This is a genomic window from Pseudomonas sp. BMW13 (assembly GCF_013357275.1).
Classification (GTDB): domain Bacteria; phylum Pseudomonadota; class Gammaproteobacteria; order Pseudomonadales; family Pseudomonadaceae; genus Aquipseudomonas; species Aquipseudomonas khazarica.
In genome coordinates this window covers 96609-111152 of the sequence record NZ_SUKD01000001.1, presented here as the reverse complement: position 1 = coordinate 111152, position 14544 = coordinate 96609, and the positions used below count along the sequence as shown (strand labels likewise).

Below are 14544 nucleotides of genomic sequence, written 5' to 3'. Positions count from 1 at the left end.
CATGCTCGCTGCATTGACCGCTTTCGCCATCACCTCGGCGGCCCGCCTGCTCACGGGGGCCCGCGCCCTCTGGCTGGGCAGCACCGCCCAGCCCACCCAGCGTCTGTACTACGCCAACCACAGCAGCCACGGCGATTTCGTCCTGCTGTGGGCATCACTGCCGCCGGAGCTGCGCAAGACCACGCGCCCGGTGGCCGGTGCCGATTACTGGCAGAAACCGGGCATGCGCAGCTTCCTGATCAATCGCGTGTTCAACGGCGTGCTGGTCGATCGCGAGCGCAAGGAAGAGGGCGCCAATCCGCTGCAGGCGATGCTCGATGCGCTGGACGGTGGCGATTCGCTGATCATCTTCCCCGAAGGCACGCGCAACCTCAGCGACGAGCCGCTGCTGCCGTTCAAGAGCGGGCTCTTCCACCTGGCTCAGCAACGCCCGCAGGTCGAGCTGGTGCCGGTATGGATCGCCAACCTCAACCGGGTGATGCCCAAGGGCCGTGCATTGCCCCTGCCTTTGCTGTGCACCCTGAGTTTCGGTGCGGCCGTGGAGCCCATCGAGGGGGAGGGCAAGGAAGCCTTCCTGGAACGCGCGCGCAACGCCCTGCTGGCACTGGCACCCGAGGAGGCCTGACATGGATCGCAATACCCTGCTGCTGTTCGCCGGTATCGGTGCCCTGCTGCTGCTGGCCAGCCTGGTCGGCTTCTTCCTGAAGAAGCGCAGTGGTGATCGCCCCAACCCGGTCATCGACAACCTCAACGCGCGAATCAACGCCTGGTGGGTGATGGTGCTGGTCATCGGCATCGCCTTCCTGTTCGGCAACAACGGCGTCGTTCTGCTGTTCTACTTCGTGTCCTTCTACGCCCTGCGCGAGTTCATGACGCTGACGCCCACCCGCCGCAGCGACTATCCCGCATTGGTCGCGGCCTTCTACTTCGCCCTGCCGATGCAGTACCTGCTGATCGCCCTGGGCTGGTACGGCCTGTTCGCCATCTTCATCCCGGTCTACCTGTTCCTGCTGCTGCCGATTCTCGCCTCGCTGGGCGGCGACACCACGCGCTACCTGGAACGTGCAGCCAAGGTGCAGTGGGGCCTGATGATCGCGGTGTACTGCATCTCCTCGGTGCCCGCCTTGCTGACCCTGGACATTCCCGGCTACGAAGGGCGCAACCTGCTGCTGATCGCCTGGCTGATCATCGTCGTGCAGCTCTCGGACGTCCTGCAGTACGTCTGCGGCAAGCTGTTCGGCAAGCACAAGATCGCCCCCAACCTGTCGCCCTCGAAGACCGTGGAGGGCTTCGTCGGCGGCGTGGCGCTGGCCACGCTGATCGGCGCCTCGCTGTGCTGGATCACCCCGTTCGCCTTCTGGCAGGCGGCGCTCTTCGCCTTGCTGGTATGCATGCTCGGCTTCGCTGGCGGCCTGGTGATGTCGGCGATCAAGCGCGATCGCGGCGTGAAGGATTGGGGCCACATGATCGAAGGCCATGGCGGCATGCTCGATCGGCTGGACTCGGTGTGCTTCGCCGCCCCGGTGTTCTTCCACATGGTGCGCTACTGGTGGGCCTGACGGCCCGCCTTTTCTGCAGGCAATAAAAAACCCGCCGAGGCGGGTTTTTCATGACCTTCCGACTTCCTGTCGTTTGCCGTCCTGGCGCGGTCTGTCATCCGTGACCCGGGACATCCAGTTCCCGGTAGGTGTGTGTAGATTAGCCAAGACCCGTAGGCGAGGGGAGACGCCCATGGCGCTTCTCCTTGTAAGCCTTTTGCCATAGCGACAGCCATAAAAAACCCCGGCACACAGGCCGGGGTTTCTGTTTCCGATACCAGAGACTGGTGATGTCGACGGGCGACAAACCTGGCATTCAGAACCACAGGTAAACTCAACTAAATCAATGAGTTACGAAAAGCAATGGGCACCATTATTGGCATGATTGAGCCACATAAAGTGGCATTTTCCGCCGAAATTACCGCAATAAATGGCATTTTCCGTAAGCCCCTGAAACGAGCCGCTCACAGCACTACATTTCGGTAAGACAGCGGACGTGCTGGAGGCAGACCTCAAGCCACAGCCTGGATTGACAACCTGTCAATGCAACCCAGATTACGGCGAATCCACTGCGTAGGAAACAGCCACTTTCCGACTCCGACAGACGGAAGCTTGGTGGCTGTATGAAGACTCGTTAACCATTTGCCGGCAGTTCCATTGAGCTGGACGAATCAACAAATCGATAGCCCATAGCCTTGTAACCCGCTTGGCGCTTGCTCCACATACGGAGCAATGCAGGATGTCCGGCATCAATGAAGTCAATGATGCGCACATCCGCCTTACTCGCATGTTCCCGATGCAGGCGGCCCGCATACTGCTGGAGAGTGCCCTTCCAGGAAACCGGCATGGCCAGTACCAAGGTATCCAGTGCCGGGTGGTCAAAACCCTCTCCAACCAATTTCCCGGTTGCTAGGATCACACGCGGGGCATCTGCTGGCAGTGCTTCCAGTTCGCCAATTAGCGCAGCGCGTTGCTTCTTGGACATCCGCCCATGCAGCGTGAATAGGTTCTCGACCCGACCGACCAACTGCGCCTCAATAGCGTTGAGGTGATCCGTTCGCTCAGTCAGCACCAGGATCTTCCGGCCTTGGTCAAAAACATCTCCAACCTCAGCAACAATCTTGGCTGTTCGCTCTGTGTCGCTGCACACCTGCAAGAAGACATCTTGGATGCCTGTCCCTTCGGGCATGACTATCGGTCGAGAAAGCCACTGCGGCGTCACGGCCAGATCAGCTGGAGCACTCTCCGGCCTACTCGCTGTATGCCGAATGGGCCCGCACTGCATGAAGATAATCGGCTGCTGGCCATCACGACGGACTGGCGTAGCGGTCAGACCCAAGACATATTTGGCCCCAGCAGCCTTGAGGAGGGCCTCGAATGAAAAGGCTGACAGGTGATGGCATTCATCCACGATGATTTGCCCGTAGTTTTTCACCTGCTCGCTGACTTCACCTTGCCGCGACAAAGACTGCATCACGGCAATATCGATGATGCCGGTCGGCTTGACCTTACCACCGCCTATAGTGCCGACCTTCGTTTTGTCTGCGCCCAGAAACGCCTGCAACCTTTCCTTCCACTGCTGGAGCAATTCCGTCCGGTGCACCAGCACCAACGTGTTTACACCTCGCCTGGCAATCAGCGCGGCTGCCGTGACGGTTTTACCAAAAGCAGTGGGCGCACAGAGGACGCCGGTGTCGTGCGCCAACATGCCTTCGAGAGCAGCCTCTTGATCCGGGCGTAGCGTGCCCGCAAAGCGGACATCAATGGGCTCTCCTGCGAAGCGCTCATCGTGCAGCACCAGCTCAACCCCGTTGTCATGAAGCAATGCCCGCACGTCATCCAGGCAGCCACGGGGCAAGGCTATATGCTGGGGAAAGTTTTCCGCGCACCCAATGATCCGGGGCTTGTTCCACACAGGCATACGCATGGCCTGTGCCTTGTAGAATTCGGGGTTCTGAAAGGCCGCCAAGCGGATGAGCTTGTTGACCAATGGCTGGGGCAGTTCGGACTTGTCGAAATAGATCTGGTTGGCCAGGGTAACGTTCACTGACTCGGGTAACGGACAAGCCAACTTCTGAGTCTTTTCCGCTGTGCGCTGCCAGGGTTTCGGCTCGTCGTCATCCGCAACTGCGGTGACATCCAATGGATGGCGACCTCCAGTGGCCAGCAGGGTTTTCGGCACAATATCCTGCACGGGCATAGGCTGAATGCTGGCCAGAAATGCCCACTGGTCGGGATAGGGCGTCAGCGTCTCATCGACAAAAACACTGCCGCCAAACGCGCGGGCCCGCTTCTGCAAGGGTAAGGCAATCAAGTTGCCAAAGCCGCCTTTGGGCATGCTGTCCTGATTTGGAAACAGTCGGTCATACGAGCCCAGCGTCAGTTGCCGGGTACGCTCGCAGGTATGACTGATGATCGCGGAGCCGAGCAGGCGCGCCTCATAGGCGGGGACATTACGCTCGAAGAAAATCCAGGCGTGCGCCCCGTTGCCCGAGCGAGAGATTTCCAGTGCCACCGGCACGTCCAACTCACAACATGACTGGGCAAAAGCCGTGACATCTTCACGCCAATCGGCCTCGTCAAAATCCACCGCCAGGAAGTAGCAGGTGTCGTCTGGCAGCAACGGGTAAACGCCGATGACAATATCTCCGGCCAGATGCTTGTAGAGCACCTGATCGGTCAGCGGCAGGAGTTGGCGGAACGAGCAATCTCCGCACTTGATCCGTGGCTTCTCACACACACCGGGTCGCCATTCATTGGCGCACGCCGGTGAGTAGCCCGATTTACCGGCCTTGCTTTCCCAGCGCACGGGAAACACATCGGCACGGCCCCGAAACAGTCGCCTGAACAACGCCAACTTGGCATCCGTGTCGAGACTCGAACTTATCAGTGGAGGCGGGCTAGTCGGTTCGACTAGCGGCGGCTCGTCAGGCAAGCGCCACTCAACACCATGCGCTTCCAACAGCGCGATCAAGCGCGCATTTTCGGCCCGTAGATGCTCAAGCAGATCATCACCACTCATCGTGCCGAGACCACCTTTCAGTCATAGGGGAACAGCTGAGCCCGCTATTTAAGACGCTCGGCTGCCTTGCGATAGGCCTGCTCACGCTCACGGCGATCAACCGCGACCACAAACACCACCACCTCGTGGTCAAGCACCTGGTACACCAGGCGATAACCACTGCTGCGCAGCTTGATCTTGTAGCAGTCCGGCAGCGAATGGAGCCGATTGGCTTCAATGCGCGGATTGAGCAACACCTCAGCGAGCTTTTTCTTCAGCTGCTGGCGAACGGTATCACCCAGTTTTTGCCACTCCTTCAGTGCCCGCGCATCAAACTCAAGGCTATAGGTCATCCAGCGCAACCTTCACGCGCTGAGGAGCGGCCAGGCGTTCACGAACCGTGGCGATTAACGCTTCATCTTCCTCGGTCATCAGCACGGGCCGGAAGGGCAGCTGTCCGCGCTCGGCCACATACTGCAAAGCCTGGCGCATCAGTTCAGAGGGGGTGACGCCGAGCTTTTCCAGCTCCTGGTAAGCACGCGCCTTAAGCTCGTCGTCGATGCGGATATTGATGGACGCCATGATGCGACCCTCACTGTAATGACATTCGTATTTACAGTGACAGGGTAACCGTATTTTGGCAAGCGGGTTGGCGACCCCGCCAGTAGCACACCGACCAAGTGCCCCCTGGCTGCGGCGCCACACCCCAGTTACCCGGTAGCCACATAACGCTGAAGTGATCGCCAGCACCCTGCCCCCTGCGGGGCGCCATTGAACATAGCGCCCGATATACGCACCGCCCGGCTCGGGAATTTATTAACGTTTTTGTTAATAAATTCCCGAGTCTCTCGCCTTGCCAACCCCGTCTACAGAACAGCCGCAACGGTTAGCTCCTTAGGATTGCAGGGAAATGGCCACGCGCCCCCCCTTTTTTAGGCAACAAAAAACCCGCCGAAGCGGGTTTGTACAAGCACGATGTATCAGGTGAGATCTACCACCGGAGCACTCGGGCCGTACGCCTTAACCGCCGTGATACCACCATCACGTGCTTGAGCGGACGTATACATTTCGCTCTTGCCGATTACCTGCCCATTGCTTGCGTGCAGGGTGAAGTAGTACTGGGAGTTAATGGACGTCAGCTTCTTGTAGTTGGCATCGTAAGGGGAGTTGGTCTTCACCGACTGGATACCATTCTGGCAGTTCGCCTTGGTGGTATAGCCTTCGCTGGCAAGAATTTTCTCGCCATTAGGTGCCTTCAACCGGAAGTAATACTGACGATCCGCTCCCAGGAAAATCTCGTATTTCGCACTCATGAGCTGTTCTCCTATTTCTCTTTCCGCACGCCTTTGAACGGCGTTTTATCCGACGTTTTCACGTCCATGAACTGGCCGGTTTCCGTATCACGTTTGACCCAATGACCAGACGGAGTCTGGGTTTGGGAACGCTGACGCACAGCACCATTTCGATGCCCATCACCTGCCGGAGGATTCGTTGCCATATCGATCACCATTCTGCTTTATTTATTCAGTTTAACCAGAGATTACACAAATCCCTTGGAGTCAAAGCAAACGTTACGCCTCTATTCTGATTATGTAAAGCTGTTTAAGCAGATTCGCCAATGGCAAAGTAGACGTACTCGATCCCGCCAGACTCAGCCGTCTCCTCGGCTCTGAGGATGTACCCTTGATCCTTGAGCTTTTTGAGCTTGGTACTGGCATTGGCGACCGAAATTTTCAGCGTTTCGGCCACCTTGGCGGCAGTTACCGAACGCTGAGACAGCACGCACTCCAACAGTTCCTTCGTGGACGAGCTGATCTCAGGCCCGATAATTTGGTAACCGTCATCGGCCCAGACAGTCAGAGGAATCTCTTTGGCCTGGGCCGCATAGCTCCAGTTATCCAGTAAGTCTCGACTTCTGACATCTTTGAGAAAGAAGCCGCGCTCTCCCCTAAAAAGCTTCGCGACAGCAACCACGCTTTCTCTCGGAAATGACGCATCCGTCGCTTCTATGCCAGAGAGGGAGATCCCAAAAACGGAGTACTGCGGATGGGAGTGAACGAAGTCGAGCAGTTTCCCAAAGGTTGCCTTCCCCTGGACATTGCCAAAAGGGTGGTCGTCCTCAGTGAAGTCTCTTAGCTTGACCGTAATTGATTTCTGATTCATTTGCTCAGTTTAACGAGAGGGCTTTAGCTGTCAATTAAGAAGTCAAAGCAGATATGGGTTCCCAGGATGGTTGGCATATCCATTCGGGGGTAGCTACGGTTGAATCGACCATCGCTGTAGACCATCGTCAGCTCAAAGTTTCTTTGTCTCACCGTAACCGTGGCATTGAAATCAGCGGCCATATCACCACTTCGTTTCAGCCCGAGCCCCCGGCCATCTTCGTCGGAACTGGAGACTCGCCCCTGCTTGAAGACGTGCAAGACCAGCTCCGGCCCTGACTCTGCTTTCGAGAAATCGAGCTGCTGAAAGAGCTGTGGGTACTTCCGTTCCAGAACAGGCTGAAGGCTTCCGACAATGCCAATCCCGCTGTCAGAGATCACTGTCTGAATTTTGCGGCCTTTCGGGTAGTACTGAAGAGCTGCAACGCCCGGAATCTCGGACTTTGCATGATCCCTCACGTTGCCAAATAGCTCCGAAATGAAGGTGAACGCGGACTGCATATAGCGTTCACCTGCACACTCCACCAGGCTATTTTTCAAACGCTTCGGAATGGACTCATCGGGGATGTGAGGAGCAATCGGTGCAAGCTCAACCACACCATGATTGTTGCCACGGTAGGTTGCCGCCCCTGATAGGGAGGGTCGCTCCGGTATCACATTCACGGCCCCAGCTAGGTGGTCAAAAAAACCTAGCCGATTGAAGTAAGTCAGCGTTGCCTTGCAGGCACTGAAATCAATCGACACCGCCTTACCAACCATCACGAGCTGATTGCATAGCGCAAGCATTCGCGCCGCAGCATCAATCATGATCTTGCAGCCCTCGGGCACAACGAACACTGCGCCTGTGCAGGCGGAATCCAAGGGCGACCCAACAGCAGCCAGCACATCCTCAAAGGAAGAGCTGTCCACCCACGCCTCCTTTTTAAGGACAATGGTCAGCACAGTCTTCACCACCGACCACCGATGGTCAGCATCTTGGGCGAACGTATCAGGACTCTTATAAAGAAGAGAATTGACCTCCCCTTTAGCCACCCCAAGATGCTTGGCGATGTCCTTAGCTTTAGTGCCTGGGTTTTCCCGCAGAAAACGCTCAACATCAGCAATCAACCACCTAGTCTCCTTGGCTGTTTGGCATCCAGAATTTCTATCAAACCTCGATGATCACCCCTCTCTACAGCAGCGCAGGCCAAGAGAGAATGGACGGACGCCACTATAACTTAGTGAGCGCCTGAGACCAGTTAGGCACCATTGGCCAAGGCCTCAGATCCCGGCTGAAGCAGCGGTCTGACCCAGGATGTAGTTATCCCTCCCACCAGAGGCGATCAAATCATCGACGCAATACGTAAACGAAATCAGCCTTACCAGCTATCCGAATCACCTCCACACCAAGAAGCTCAACGCCACTGGCCCGGAAGAAATCTTCCAACGCATCACAGTCCAACCCAATGCCATAGTGCCGAGCCTTGAATTCGCCGCAAGGCAGGCATCCAGGAGCAAGCCCTGTACGGTAGTGCCGGAGGATGAGTCGCGCATCGAGGTAACCATTCACGTCCGGCTGACTCTCAGTCGTGAACGACGCCTCTAGTACCCGTGAAGACGGATCAACCGCTCTACTCAAACCAGGGCTATCACCATCAGCCAGTGCCTTAAGCTCATCCTGAAGCGCAGACCTTGTCCACGCAGGAAACATCCAGTTCTTGTACTTGGCCACATAGCGACCTGCGTATCGGCGCGACAGTCGCTTGAGCAGCTCCGCGATAGCCGGACTGTACGCCACAGAGCGCACTACCACAGAGCCGAACTCAAGCACCCGCAGATCGACCCAAAAGCCCTGAATCGTGAACCGCTGCCGCTCAGGCAAGTGCACGCTGGACTCCTGCTGAACGCCGCTATCAACAGGCAGCAACATATCGCCGCCAACAACGATTTCCGGGAGCGGGTAGAGCCACTGCTTTAAGGTCGCGTCATGCAGGATGGATCTTTTTATCTCCAGCAAACCATCAGATGAGGGCGTTACGACCAAACCGCTCAAGTCGATCTCGACGGTGCGAATGCCCAACTGCTTGATCCGCGCCAGTTTCTCCTCATCAACAAACGAGGTGCAGGCGAACTCAATCAATAACGGGCCATCCATCAGCTCAGCAGCAAGGTCGGGCCTGAAATCTCCCATCCAGGGTTCTTCTTTGACGGATTCAAAATCCCACCAAGAACTCTTGTCTTCAGAATCTGGGCGATGCCCCGGCTGCGGAGGCAGCTGCAAGCCTAAGCTTTCTCCCACCACCTGCTTGGCGTATCGGTGCAGAAAGCTTTCTGGCGTGACCTCACAGGGCGCTTTATGTGAGGCATGGGAAAAATGGTGCATCCGCTGTAGCCCTTGGCGAGCAACAACGACCTCATTGCATTCAATGCACCGACAGCCACAAGCCAGACCGCGTACTACTTCGTTAATCGAAACAACTCGGCCACTGACATCTACTGCAATCGTCATGGTCATGAGACTTTTCCGCTGGAGTTAAGAAGGTCTCAAGACTGAAAATACGCGGCAGAAAAAACCTCCAGATATGGCCGTATTCCGGAAATCCAGGTTTTAAATCCTTAAAAATCATAAGCATAGGGAATTGCATGTTCGAAGCTCTTCAGCGTCTAAAGCATCACCTCACAGAGAACCCCTCGCGCGGACGGGCCTACGAGATCCTGCTGTTCATGACCAATAGCTGTCTTGCCCGCCCTGACAACCAAGAGAAACTGACCTTTGAGGCTAAGACTCTGCTCGCCGGCTGCGGTAATGCTGCGGAGAAAGACTCAGACCCTAAGGATTGGGTGCCGAAAATCTCGATCCTGCGGCGCACCCTGAAGCTGGCCCAGTCAGAATCAGATGAGCCGCGCCTGCAACTTGGCTATACGCCAGGTGGCGGCAGGGGCGTGGTCAGCCTGTATTGGCTGGAACTGGAACCCCAAAATGACGAAGAGAAAACGCCTGAAGTAGAACCCGCCTCATCAATCATCTACCGACGTTCCGCCAAGGGCGCAATCAAGCCATCGCTCGCGGCTCGCCTGTTCCTGAGTGGCGGTGAAATGCGCAACCTGAGTGTCAGAGGTATCAGCTTTCTGAGCTCAATCCTTCTGGGCAGTGCATTCTGGGTTGCCCTACTCGGAATCATGCTGCTGAGCCTGAGCCTACGTGAGGGGCCCATTACGATGGGAAGCCTCATCACCCTATGCCTCAGCCTGGCAGGATTTGTATTCATCTGGCGCGAGGGCTACTCACCTTGGTTCAAAGTGATTGATGACTGCGTCGTGAAAGCACCTAACTGGGTGTCCGCGTTCAAAGAAACCAGCTGCGAGCTGGAAATGTTCCGGCATGACAACTACCGCTGGACGCGCCTGGTGCGCTTTTCGGCTGACTGCCCCGTTTGCGGCAGCACCATCGAGCTCCAACCCGGCAAGCCAAACCATCAACTCCCCCTGGTAGGTCGCTGCGTCGAAAGCCCACACGCCCATGTCTATAGCTTTGACCGGATGACCCTACGAGGTGCGTACATTGGCCCCCCCATGCCCGAAGAGAAGGATCAGTAAGGAATCTTTATCTTCTGATCCAGAATGGCGTCTGGCTGCATTACCAAGGGATCCAGCCAGTTCGCTTTAGCCCGAGCCCAGGCCAGAAACATCTGCTGCTGTTCGGACAAACCGCCAACCTGCTGACCATGAGCTTCTTGGGCACGTAAAAACGCCCGGATGGTTTCCGCCTGCTGCCAGCGCTGCGCATCTGCAATCAGCTGCTCCAGCCTTTTCTTCTCGGCGTCCTGAATCGCTTGCTGTGCCAATGCCTCCTGGCGGCGCTTTTCGCGGATCGCCGCCAAGCGCTCTTGCTCTTCCTGGTAGCGAAGCCTGCTGATCGCCCGCCTAGCCATCACCTCCACCGCCAGATTGAGCTGCTCCTCGATGGATTGCCGCACCGTGTCTTTGACCACCGCGTCATGGCCATCGCCGCAACGGATTTCGAGCGTTCCCGACGGGGTGTACTGATAGCGCGGCCAATAGCTATGTTCGCCACGACTTTTGGCCGCCAGCTCTTTCGCCGTTGGAACATAGTTGGAGCGTTTGGTGGGCTCATAGATGCCTAGCGTGAAGCGGCTACCATACATTTCGACCTGCATGTGCCGATCACCAGGGCGCAGGCTGTAGCCACGCTTTTCCAAGGCTTTGACCAGGGTATTCAACACCCGGAATGCCCGTTTGCGCTGGCCAACCGACACAGAAATATCGAACCCCCGACCACCTGGAATCGGTATCCCTCGGTTGTCTTTGTAACCGCTGTTGAGGGCATCACGGGTAGCGGCCACCAGGGGATGCCAATGCGTTCCTCGACTCGGTACCCGGATGTGATTAGCGGGATCACGCTCAAACGCCAGAACCGGCAGCAACCGGGCATCCGGTGGTGGGGCCTCACCAGATGGTTTGAGCGGTTGCGCCACAAAGCGATGGAGATGACGGGGATTCCCTTTGAACAGCGGCAACGTTGGTGGGGCGAGTACCGCTTTGCCCGCTTTCAGCTTGGCCCAGTAACCTCGGGGAGGAGTCGGAATCTGCAAGCGACTGCACAGTTTCTTCAAGCCCACATCCGACAGCCCGTAGCGCTTGGCCACCGATTGCACCGGCTCGGCCCACACCTCGGCAAACAGCTTGTCTCGATCATATCGCTCCCACATCACCGCCTCCGGGAAGTTGAGCTAGCGGCCATTTACCCCATGGCGTGTTATGCGAAGCCTGGTTCGAATCCCCAGCCAAGGGGCCCAGGCTCAGAAACGAATGCGGCCCACGGTTTCCAGCGCCGCGCGTTTGCGCTGGCCATCGCCAAGCATCAGGTAGACCGTATTCAACGTCCGGAACACGAAACCCTCCTCGAAAACAGACAGAAATGACGTACGCACTGAATCGCCGACATCCCAGCGACGCATCGAGTCGTACACAACTCCATCGGCATACAGCATCACCGGCATACGCTGCGTTTTTTCCAGTTCAAGGCGCTGAGCTTCGCTCACATCGAGGTCGATCCAACGCCAGTGACGAACCAAACAAAACTCGGAATAGGGGAAGCGCTCACGCGCAAAGGCCAGCGCCTGCTCATCGGTCATGTCTGAGCCGGTCATCGGTTCCCCGGCGCCAGAGAGCAGGTCAGTGATCGTTTGAAGATCGTCCAAAGCAAGACCCTCATTTCTCCTGGTCGTCGAAACCGGCTTGGAGTTGGCTCCAAACCGCTGCCAATGGCTTGAGCAGCCACTGCTCCTGCCCCTGCAAAAAACACAACTGAATCTCCAGACACGTCAGGGCGGCAATCACATGCGCCGGGCCCTGCTCAACCTGAGCATCGAGATACAGCAGGGTGGGGCGCGTCCGTGGATGCCGCTGACACGCTAACTCCACGGCCCGCAACATCAGCGCTGGATCTGCGTCCAACGCAGTCGACCAGCCCAGTACCCGTTGGCTCTTGAGGTCTTGCACCAGTGCGCAATGCAGCGCCTCCCCCGCGCAACGCAAGACTGCACCATCGACGATCCAGGCACTTTCCGGGCAGGCCTGGATGTCATCGAGACTAAAGCGTGGCGCCGAAGGGATCATGTGTACCGGGCTCTCAATGCAGGCACCAGTGCGACTGCGCCACCCGCGCGGTGTCGAACAGGTCGATGAGGTGCAGCAGCGACTGCCGCCCCCCACGGGAAAAATTCACGACGACCAGACAATCCTGCTCGCGCGTTTTGATCAACCAACGCGGGCCGCAGTCGATGATCTGCGTGATGCTCCCAGAGATCAGTTTTTCCCCTCTGGCATATCCCCAAGTCTTGTACGCAGTCCCAACCAGGCAACCGGACACCACCTTGGCGTCGACGATGTAGCCTGTGATGACTTCGGGGTAATCATCGAGCAGGGCATCGGCCAGCTTGGCTTTCTTGAGTAGCGTCAGCATGGGGACTCCTCCAGCTGATCAGCGAGCTCCCGGATAGTGGGTTTTCTCAGCTGCGCAGCGCGGGCAAGGTCAGCATTTCGCACCAGCAAACCACGTAGGCCACCCACGGAATCCTGAGGGGGCGTGATGACTTCAATCTTGGCGGGACGCCAGGACTGCATTAGGTACAAGGTCTTGGTCTTGAGCTGTTTGGATAACTCAGCGGTGGGGCTGTATGTCAGCAGAAACTCGATCAGCGCGGAGACCAGAACGACATCGCGCTTGGCCTTGCCATGCGTCTGAACGATGCTTTTGAGGTATCCACCTTGAATCCATTTTTTGATCACACCAGGTTTCCAGCCAGACACCTGAGCCAAGTCATCAACACTGAACGCAACGTCAGGATCGTTGTCACGAACACGCTGCTCGATCTCCGTCTTGTCGAATTGCAAGCCGGCCAGCCCATCCAGTGAGCTGACGTGAGCCACAGGCCGAACAATGCCTTGCAGGATGTCCTGCAAAACGCCCACGATCTTGCTGTTAGAAATACCGTGCTTGGCGGAGATGTCTTGAATGCCGATCAGCTGTGCTGCTCTGGGCTTTTTGTAGACACATCCCACTAGTTGCTGAATCACCTGATCGACATCTGCGACTCGGAATTCGCCGGCCACGAGTACCGGTCGCTCGGTGCGCTTGTAGCGACGCAAGCCCCCTGCCTGGATAAACCGCTCGAAGAAATTCTTCGAGACGTTCAGACGCTGACGGGCTTCCGTCGAGGAGAGATAGCTAGCTCGATTAGCTGCAATCTGGTCGAGTGTTGAGCGGTGAACGGCAATGAATCGACTCTTGCCCTCCTGATGTACTCGCCCCTCAACCTGCTGCGTAATCACCAGGTTGGCCAAGATGTCGGGAGCCACCCCCAGAAGCCGTGCAGCCTCTGCCGCCGAGAACCACTGCATGGCATCTGCGTTGTCAGCCCCAAACATCAGGGCTCGCATGCTGACGCCTAGACGCCCATCAAAATGGTCGGCAACCTGTGCCTTGAATCGATCCCGCAGGAAATCGAAACTTGGCCCCGAATAGGTGCTGAAAAGCTCCCGGAACCAGGTGCCGATTCGTCCGGCCAAGCTGACCCCTTCACCCTCAAGGAGGAGGTCTTCCAGAACCTCATCGAAACGCTGTGGCCACTCACCCAACAGCGACTCTAAATACCCCACCATCGCCAAAGAATCGTCAAAAGAGGAGCTGGCAGCAAAGCGAAACTTCGTAGGAAGCTGATCACTCATGCGTCCCTGGGCTTTCGTCAGCATCAGCAGAAACGCGGGTAGCAGTGGCTCAAAACCTAGCTGATTAAGTGGTGCCGGTAGCGCCTGTCGAGTTGGCGCAGCGGCATTTGCCAACAAGGCTGAAAGTCCAGCAGAGAACGCTGACGCAGGCTCACTGATGGCGTGACGATAGTCATAGCCACAATCGCAATGCATCAACACTCGTCGGGTCAGACTGATTGGCTCTGCACACTGCGGGCATTGGCTGAGCAGTTCCGTCTGATGCACAGGGCAGGCGGTTACCAGCAGATGAGACCACGCCTCGTGTGCCACGCCCTCATCAACCAGGCATTGAGGGCACACAGGCGAACACTGGCTGCGCAAAAACGCCTTTTGCCTCAGGTAAGGAGCCTGACCTGCACTGCCTAGCATCAGGTCAGGCTCAGCCAGCTCAAAGCATGCTCGAAGTGGCTCCAGCTCCTCCGGCAGATAGCTGACCTTCATGGTCAGGTCAACGTCATCCAGCAGCGCATGCGCCGTACCGTAGCCGTTTAGCTCGGCTTTGCGCATGAGCAAGGAGTTCAAGCTTTCACCCGGCTTGAGGCTGACACTCTGAAAAAATGACATGGCGTCG

Annotated in this window: 15 protein-coding genes; 3 read left to right on the top strand and 12 right to left on the bottom strand. The window is 57.2% G+C overall.

Features of this window, described 5'->3' with window-relative positions; translation table 11 throughout:
• Window position 1: 1 nt before the first annotated feature.
• Both E4487_RS00510 and E4487_RS00505 read left to right on the top strand, forming a co-directional pair.
• Window positions 2-625, top strand: a complete 624-nt coding sequence (locus E4487_RS00510) for a 1-acyl-sn-glycerol-3-phosphate acyltransferase (protein WP_037052333.1) — start codon at window positions 2-4, stop codon at window positions 623-625.
• A gap of 1 nt (window position 626) precedes the next feature.
• Window positions 627-1559 (top strand): phosphatidate cytidylyltransferase, encoded by a 933-nt coding sequence (locus E4487_RS00505; protein WP_037052335.1) that lies wholly within the window; start codon window positions 627-629, stop codon window positions 1557-1559.
• Window positions 1560-2172: 613 nt separating this feature from the next.
• On the opposite strand, the gene E4487_RS00500 is transcribed toward E4487_RS00505, so the two are convergent.
• From E4487_RS00500 to E4487_RS00470, 7 genes are all read right to left on the bottom strand, one after another.
• The gene (locus E4487_RS00500; protein ID WP_175252507.1) at window positions 2173-4560 is read right to left on the bottom strand and encodes a DEAD/DEAH box helicase family protein; all 2388 of its coding nucleotides are present in this window, start codon (window positions 4558-4560) and stop codon (window positions 2173-2175) included.
• Window positions 4561-4604: 44 nt separating this feature from the next.
• Window positions 4605-4892, bottom strand: a complete 288-nt coding sequence (locus tag E4487_RS00495; protein WP_044315231.1) for a type II toxin-antitoxin system RelE/ParE family toxin — start codon at window positions 4890-4892, stop codon at window positions 4605-4607.
• Window positions 4882-5121: a type II toxin-antitoxin system RelB/DinJ family antitoxin gene (locus tag E4487_RS00490; RefSeq protein ID WP_003284884.1), complete on the bottom strand. Its 240-nt coding sequence runs from the start codon at window positions 5119-5121 to the stop codon at window positions 4882-4884. Before E4487_RS00490 ends, E4487_RS00495 begins: the two co-directional genes overlap by 11 nt.
• Before the next feature lie 398 nt (window positions 5122-5519).
• Complete coding sequence (locus E4487_RS00485; RefSeq protein ID WP_090506100.1) at window positions 5520-5852, bottom strand: YegP family protein; 333 nt, start codon at window positions 5850-5852, stop codon at window positions 5520-5522.
• A gap of 289 nt (window positions 5853-6141) precedes the next feature.
• Window positions 6142-6702: a winged helix-turn-helix transcriptional regulator gene (locus E4487_RS00480; RefSeq protein WP_175252506.1), complete on the bottom strand. Its 561-nt coding sequence runs from the start codon at window positions 6700-6702 to the stop codon at window positions 6142-6144.
• 23 nt (window positions 6703-6725) lie between these two features.
• Window positions 6726-7808: an ATP-binding protein gene (locus E4487_RS00475; protein ID WP_175252505.1), complete on the bottom strand. Its 1083-nt coding sequence runs from the start codon at window positions 7806-7808 to the stop codon at window positions 6726-6728.
• Between the two features lie 220 nt (window positions 7809-8028).
• Complete coding sequence (locus E4487_RS00470) at window positions 8029-9195, bottom strand: competence protein CoiA family protein (RefSeq protein ID WP_175252504.1); 1167 nt, start codon at window positions 9193-9195, stop codon at window positions 8029-8031.
• 128 nt (window positions 9196-9323) lie between these two features.
• Between E4487_RS00470 and E4487_RS00465 the strand changes: the two genes are divergently transcribed.
• Complete coding sequence (locus tag E4487_RS00465) at window positions 9324-10277, top strand: hypothetical protein (RefSeq protein WP_175252503.1); 954 nt, start codon at window positions 9324-9326, stop codon at window positions 10275-10277.
• Here E4487_RS00465 and E4487_RS00460 read toward each other — a convergent pair.
• The 5 genes from E4487_RS00460 to E4487_RS00440 form a co-directional block, all read right to left on the bottom strand.
• A complete protein-coding gene (locus tag E4487_RS00460) occupies window positions 10271-11410 on the bottom strand; it encodes a hypothetical protein (RefSeq protein ID WP_175252502.1) in 1140 nt (379 codons plus the stop codon). The two genes, E4487_RS00465 and E4487_RS00460, sit on opposite strands and share 7 nt — an antisense overlap.
• 90 nt (window positions 11411-11500) lie before the next feature.
• Window positions 11501-11902: a hypothetical protein gene (locus tag E4487_RS00455; protein ID WP_256579549.1), complete on the bottom strand. Its 402-nt coding sequence runs from the start codon at window positions 11900-11902 to the stop codon at window positions 11501-11503.
• A 10-nt stretch (window positions 11903-11912) separates the two neighbouring features.
• Complete coding sequence (locus tag E4487_RS00450; protein WP_106735636.1) at window positions 11913-12320, bottom strand: hypothetical protein; 408 nt, start codon at window positions 12318-12320, stop codon at window positions 11913-11915.
• Window positions 12321-12333: 13 nt separating this feature from the next.
• A complete protein-coding gene (locus E4487_RS00445; protein ID WP_106735637.1) occupies window positions 12334-12666 on the bottom strand; it encodes a hypothetical protein in 333 nt (110 codons plus the stop codon).
• A complete protein-coding gene (locus tag E4487_RS00440) occupies window positions 12660-14537 on the bottom strand; it encodes a TniQ family protein (protein ID WP_175252501.1) in 1878 nt (625 codons plus the stop codon). The genes E4487_RS00445 and E4487_RS00440 overlap by 7 nt, the downstream gene beginning before the upstream one ends.
• Between the last annotated feature and the right edge of the window lie 7 nt (window positions 14538-14544).

Excerpts from the sequence above, each read along its gene's own strand:
- E4487_RS00510 (WP_037052333.1), top strand. The coding sequence starts at position 2 with ATGCTCGCTGCATTGACCGCTTTCGCCATCACCTCGGCGGCCCGCCTG.
- E4487_RS00460 (WP_175252502.1), bottom strand. The coding sequence starts at position 11,410 with ATGTGGGAGCGATATGATCGAGACAAGCTGTTTGCCGAGGTGTGGGCC.
- E4487_RS00445 (WP_106735637.1), bottom strand. The coding sequence starts at position 12,666 with ATGCTGACGCTACTCAAGAAAGCCAAGCTGGCCGATGCCCTGCTCGAT.
- E4487_RS00440 (WP_175252501.1), bottom strand. The coding sequence starts at position 14,537 with ATGTCATTTTTTCAGAGTGTCAGCCTCAAGCCGGGTGAAAGCTTGAAC.
- E4487_RS00480 (WP_175252506.1), bottom strand. The coding sequence starts at position 6,702 with ATGAATCAGAAATCAATTACGGTCAAGCTAAGAGACTTCACTGAGGAC.
- E4487_RS00485 (WP_090506100.1), bottom strand. The coding sequence starts at position 5,852 with ATGAGTGCGAAATACGAGATTTTCCTGGGAGCGGATCGTCAGTATTAC.
- E4487_RS00450 (WP_106735636.1), bottom strand. The coding sequence starts at position 12,320 with ATGATCCCTTCGGCGCCACGCTTTAGTCTCGATGACATCCAGGCCTGC.
- E4487_RS00490 (WP_003284884.1), bottom strand. The coding sequence starts at position 5,121 with ATGGCGTCCATCAATATCCGCATCGACGACGAGCTTAAGGCGCGTGCT.
- E4487_RS00465 (WP_175252503.1), top strand. The coding sequence starts at position 9,324 with ATGTTCGAAGCTCTTCAGCGTCTAAAGCATCACCTCACAGAGAACCCC.
- E4487_RS00495 (WP_044315231.1), bottom strand. The coding sequence starts at position 4,892 with ATGACCTATAGCCTTGAGTTTGATGCGCGGGCACTGAAGGAGTGGCAA.
- E4487_RS00505 (WP_037052335.1), top strand. The coding sequence starts at position 627 with ATGGATCGCAATACCCTGCTGCTGTTCGCCGGTATCGGTGCCCTGCTG.
- E4487_RS00500 (WP_175252507.1), bottom strand. The coding sequence starts at position 4,560 with ATGAGTGGTGATGATCTGCTTGAGCATCTACGGGCCGAAAATGCGCGC.
- E4487_RS00470 (WP_175252504.1), bottom strand. The coding sequence starts at position 9,195 with ATGACCATGACGATTGCAGTAGATGTCAGTGGCCGAGTTGTTTCGATT.